A 4,755-nucleotide genomic window follows, 5' to 3' on the forward strand; every position below is an offset into this window, starting at 1 on the left:
AGCCTTGAAGTCTTTGTCCAGGTAATGAGACATAAGCGCCCCTATTCCAAAGCGACAAGTATAAACGTGCGATGATTTACTCCAAGTCTTGATCTTTGCCAACAGTTCCTTCTTGTGTTTGGTAAATACCTTCGGAGACATGATGTCGCAAACAGCCCAGTTATCCACGAATGGCAGGAATTTCTCTGTAAGACGAATGCATTCCTCGTAGTCCTTCACCTCGGAAATGAGGAGACCGTGAAGCATGTTCTCGTCGTAGTATTCGTGAGGAAGCTGATGAAGGAAATCCTCACATTCTGCCTCCTTTGTAAACTCTTTTGCAAACTTGCGAAGCACAGGCACACGAATGCCTATGAAACTCTCCACAGGCACTCCCGGTGTCAGTTTGGCTTGGAAAGCAGCATACTGCTTATCCTGCATGGCGAACAGTCTTTCTTGAAGTAAAGTCATTTTTATCCAATTAATTTAATGATCTGTTTATCCGAAGCATCAGGCAGGATTTCTTTCAGATGCTCGAAAATTCTTTGATAAGATTCCAGGGAAGTTCGGTTGCATTGGCAAGTCTCCCTGCCACAGAGATCTTCGGGAGTATTGAGTAGCGACCATCCCCAGCCATATTCATGATTGTGCTTGTCGCGAGGGTAGATGAAATCCTCGGTCACGATGTAAGTCGCCATTTCCAGTCGGGTGAGATAACCGTCAAACTTGCTTCTCATTCCCTTGCCCGTAAAACCGCAGGCAGCCCGAAGTTCTCTTGTGATGAGACTACCGGTAGATTGAAGCGTGCTGAGAATGGCTCCTTCTATCGATTCTTCATCCGGACGGGGGTATTTGCTTCTTCTGTAGTTGCAGAAGTCCGGCCACCATTCCTGGCTGATGAATCCTGCTTTCTTGTTAAAGAACTTTCCGTACATACATGGCATTTCCTGCACAATCTCGCTCTTCCATTTCCAAAGCGGCCAGTCCCAACCGCCTTCAGGAAGTCTTACGTAACCGCAGTCTTCCGCCACGATGTCTTCGGCTGAGAATCCTTCAATGCCACTATCAAGGAGAGGGAGAAAGCCGATCTGTTGAATCAGCTCCATCATGCCTGTTGCTGAATATATTTCTGGAAAGTTCATAAGCTTCGTTCTTTATATTTTTATCAATTCATTCAGTTTGTCCTCTCTGATAATCTTCGGCAGAGCCTTGCCAGCGAGAATGAGAATCTTCTTGCCATTACGATAAATATGAAGCTGTCGTGAGCGAACCACGGCTGTCAACTCCTTATCATTCTGCATGGCTTGCCAGATAGGATAATATACGCCCTCAGGTTCAAACAACTTCTTCTGAAGATGTGAACAGAGGTTTGTTGTATCAATAGTCATTGCCATAATTTTCTTCAAACTATTTGTTTCCAAAGATTCATGTGTAAATACGCCATCAGCGCAATCTGTATCAGGAGAATAGCAGGAATGCCGTATTTGAATTTCTTGTGCATCGTCTTATGGTGCCAGACTTTCATTCCCATCCATGCCCCGATGCTTCCTCCAAGTACAGCCAGTAACAAAAGCGTGGCTTCAGGAATACGCCATTTGGCTTTCTTCGCCTTGTATTTGTCAATGCCGTACACGATGAATGCAACTGCATTGATAGCAAGGAGATAGTAGGCGAGGTAACTATGTAATGTATTTATGCTCATTTTCCTATTTTACTCCTTTATTCTTTTCATCTTTTATGTCAAGAAAGGATCAAGCGTAGCCAGCAGTTCGGCTTTATCTACCACACCGCTTGTGCGCCACAATACTTCTCCGTTTCGGAAAAGCATCAGCGTAGGCACGGATTGGATGCGGTATTGGCTTGCTGTTACGCCGTACTTATCTACATCCACCTTGATGATTCGGATGCGGTCGCCCAATACACTCTTCACCTGCTCCAAAATGGGGTGCATCGCCTTGCAAGGTTGGCACCATGTAGCAAAGAAATCGACCAGAACAAGCTGGCCACTATTGATTACGTCATTGAATGTCTCCATAATTATTTGTCTATTTCCGTGAAACGATTAAAAGTTCTGCCGTCCCTCGTAACTTTCCCGAAGAACATGTTTTCTGGACGAACCCAATAGGCTTGGTCTCCATAGAGAGCCTGATAAATCACCATGCGCTCCTGAGTCTCGGAGTCGAAGGCAGAATGGATGAACTTGTATTTGCCGCCCTTAAAGTGCTGGAAATATCTTTCTTCCTTTGCTGAAAATTCCATCATCATTTTCTGGGCAAGGGGAGCGTACCAGGTCTTTACCTCCTGTTCAGTAGGCGTATGACCGCCAGGGAAATGGAAGGCTTGGTTGTAGTGCTTCAGGAAGAGAGGGGAGAAGTGAGCCAGGGTGTCCTGCTCACCAAAAAGTCCCCACACACGATCCTTATAATAGGGGTTGCAATGGTCAAACTGAACGGCTTCCAGCTCCGCAAACTCCTCAATCAGCGCCTCGTCAATCACCAGCTGCTGATTGCCGTCCCTTCTCGGCGCCTTGTATTCATGCTCGCCGATTCGCTCCTTCAGAAACTCCGTCATCATGAAATACGGATTGCCGAGCAGGGCAGGAATGCCCACCACTGGAGCCAGCATCTGGGCGAGGAAAGAGCCGCAGCTGTTGCCCAGAAGCAAGTCGGGCTGCTCCCGGTCGATGATGGAGCGAATCTCCTTCAGTGCCTCCTTGGGGTGCAATGGCAGGTCGGGAGTCAGCACCACCGCCGTCCCCTCAAACGCCTCTTTCAAGGCTCTCGCCATCGGACAGCTGCCCGTGGCGAAGAATCCGTGTAGGAAAAGTATTTTCTTCATTCTTATAAATTATTGTCTGTACCTTTATGTAGCAAATTGGATGGATGCAGGATTAGTTTTTGTTTCATTCCTTTTTCCTTACTTCCCAATGACCGCTATAGCCGCTACCTACATACACAATATGAGGCATTTTGGCGATACGACGCTTGATAGTTATAATGCTTTTCCCTGATAGTTGAGCCAGTTCACCTGTTGTTATCTTAGGATAAACAGCTACTTGATATTCTATCCATTTATCTAAGTCATCGCTTTGAGTGCCATCTTGGGTGCCACCTTGAGTATCACCTTGAGTATCACCTTGAGTATCACCTTGAGTATCATCTTGAGGGACACCTTCGTTTTCCACAAAGTTTACCTCAATGTCAGGATGAGATTCCTGCCATGCCATAATCATATTGGGGAATGTGACAGTAAACTGGGCACGATCGGAGAAGAAGGTTGGAAGCATCTTTTCTTCAAAATAGGGAAGGGCTTTGATTGGATTGATGATTTTGCCCATGCCCGAACCTTTACGCTCCATATAACCCAACTGAGCAAAGATATCTGCGATAACCGGATTGCGTCTGACAGAAGGAATGTCTTCTAAGTTCATCGTCTGGATAAGTCTTCCTTCTGGCATGGAACCTGGAGAATATATCACCATACGGTCATCGTACATATCTACATGAACCTCGCTACCCTGGATAAGATAGTCACGATGTGCCAAGGCATTCACTACAACTTCCATCACACAACGTTCCATATATTGAGGAATCTCGATGCGCTGCATCGGTTCTTTATACCAAAGGGTACGATTGTTGCGACGGATGAAGGACATGGTGTCTTCAAGAAGAGTTACAAGTCCGCCTGTAATCTCTGCGCTGTCGAGAGCATCGATGCTTCCTCCTGCTTTTGTCTTGCCGTTCCATCTTGTGCAGAACACACGGCTTTGGCGCAATGGACATTCGTCTGCCATCAACAGACCGGCATAGGTAAGTATTCCCTTATTGTCAACCAAGCCAAACGAACGGTAATGTTTTTTGTCGAAACTAAGCCCATTCCAGGCATAGTAGCGGCTGCGAAGTTTGGAAAATGCATAATCTTCAAACATTTCATCGCTTGGGCGTGCATCGAATGAAGAGTTGCGACCTCTTAATACCAGACGCTTATGCTCGGTACTATCAGCCACAACCGATTCGTTGCCAATGCGCACAAAGGTTTCAAGAACGCTGTCGCCTATATAATAATAAGGTGTATCTTCGCCTCCATGCACATGAAGAATGAGCAATTCCTTGTCTTCTACACGCTCTATCTTCAAGTCGATTTGCGGCATAGGATCAATGCGCTCCTTAATTTTCTGGCTGATAAATTCGGCATCAGTCTTGGCATCGGTCAACCCTATGATAGTATCGTCATCGGCAATACCAAACAATAGGCAACCGCCACTGCCATTGGCAAAGGCGCTGACGCTCTTCAGCCAATTTTTCACTTTACGGCGTTCCACTTCCTGCTTCTTATCGTATTCAGTAGTCTCACCTATATATTTTGCCATGTCCATATTTACTTAATTTTTGATTATTCATTATGCGCCTGTAATCTAGGAGGATAAGCCATGCTCAACTCCCATATCAGCGCAATATATCTGCAAAAATACAAAAAATATTCAGAAAAGTGATTTTATGGATGGATTTTGTTTGCAGGGCGAACTTGATTTAACCTTATTTTATAAGATAGCTGGAAATTTTGATAATCAGAAATCCTTAATGACCGAAAATGACCGTGACCTTAATGACCGGACCCTTTTGGGGGGATTGAAAATGATAATGACCCTTAATGACTTTGACCCTTCATGACCGGAATTCTCGGTAGAACGAAAATGACCGCTCTCCTCATAATGAGGTGACCGGTCGATTTTCATTTTTATCCCATGCAGCTCGTTACTCCGAGCGTAGTAGCGAT

Annotated in this window: 7 protein-coding genes; all 7 read right to left on the bottom strand. The window is 45.4% G+C overall.

Features of this window, described 5'->3' with window-relative positions:
• The coding region (locus tag DWV53_RS09825) for a DNA alkylation repair protein (RefSeq protein ID WP_147468769.1) at positions 1–450 on the bottom strand (450 nt) is incomplete at its 3' end.
• Positions 451–452: 2 nt separating this feature from the next.
• The gene (locus DWV53_RS09830; RefSeq protein ID WP_118153260.1) at positions 453–1,121 is read right to left on the bottom strand and encodes an AlkZ-related protein; all 669 of its coding nucleotides are present in this window, start codon (positions 1,119–1,121) and stop codon (positions 453–455) included.
• Between the two features lie 12 nt (positions 1,122–1,133).
• Positions 1,134–1,367 (bottom strand): hypothetical protein, encoded by a 234-nt coding sequence (locus DWV53_RS09835; RefSeq protein WP_118153263.1) that lies wholly within the window; start codon positions 1,365–1,367, stop codon positions 1,134–1,136.
• A gap of 14 nt (positions 1,368–1,381) precedes the next feature.
• Positions 1,382–1,681 carry a DUF1294 domain-containing protein gene (locus tag DWV53_RS09840; RefSeq protein ID WP_118153266.1) on the bottom strand — a complete coding sequence of 100 codons (300 nt, stop codon included), beginning with the start codon at positions 1,679–1,681 and terminating at the stop codon, positions 1,382–1,384.
• 33 nt (positions 1,682–1,714) lie between these two features.
• Positions 1,715–2,014 (bottom strand): thioredoxin, encoded by a 300-nt coding sequence (trxA, locus tag DWV53_RS09845; RefSeq protein WP_118153269.1) that lies wholly within the window; start codon positions 2,012–2,014, stop codon positions 1,715–1,717.
• A 2-nt stretch (positions 2,015–2,016) separates the two neighbouring features.
• Complete coding sequence (locus tag DWV53_RS09850) at positions 2,017–2,817, bottom strand: YqiA/YcfP family alpha/beta fold hydrolase (protein WP_118153272.1); 801 nt, start codon at positions 2,815–2,817, stop codon at positions 2,017–2,019.
• 64 nt (positions 2,818–2,881) lie between these two features.
• Positions 2,882–4,348: an ATP-binding protein gene (locus tag DWV53_RS09855; RefSeq protein ID WP_259318958.1), complete on the bottom strand. Its 1,467-nt coding sequence runs from the start codon at positions 4,346–4,348 to the stop codon at positions 2,882–2,884.
• Positions 4,349–4,755 lie beyond the last annotated feature (407 nt).

The organism is Segatella copri (genome assembly GCF_003465495.1).
Classification (GTDB): Bacteria; Bacteroidota; Bacteroidia; order Bacteroidales; family Bacteroidaceae; genus Prevotella; species Prevotella copri_G.

Bases quoted from the DNA above. Each gene is read 5' to 3' on its own strand.
- DWV53_RS09830 (WP_118153260.1), bottom strand. From the start codon at position 1,121: ATGAACTTTCCAGAAATATATTCAGCAACAGGCATGATGGAGCTGATT.
- DWV53_RS09855 (WP_259318958.1), bottom strand. From the start codon at position 4,348: ATGGCAAAATATATAGGTGAGACTACTGAATACGATAAGAAGCAGGAA.
- DWV53_RS09840 (WP_118153266.1), bottom strand. From the start codon at position 1,681: ATGAGCATAAATACATTACATAGTTACCTCGCCTACTATCTCCTTGCT.
- trxA (WP_118153269.1), bottom strand. From the start codon at position 2,014: ATGGAGACATTCAATGACGTAATCAATAGTGGCCAGCTTGTTCTGGTC.
- DWV53_RS09850 (WP_118153272.1), bottom strand. From the start codon at position 2,817: ATGAAGAAAATACTTTTCCTACACGGATTCTTCGCCACGGGCAGCTGT.
- DWV53_RS09835 (WP_118153263.1), bottom strand. From the start codon at position 1,367: ATGACTATTGATACAACAAACCTCTGTTCACATCTTCAGAAGAAGTTG.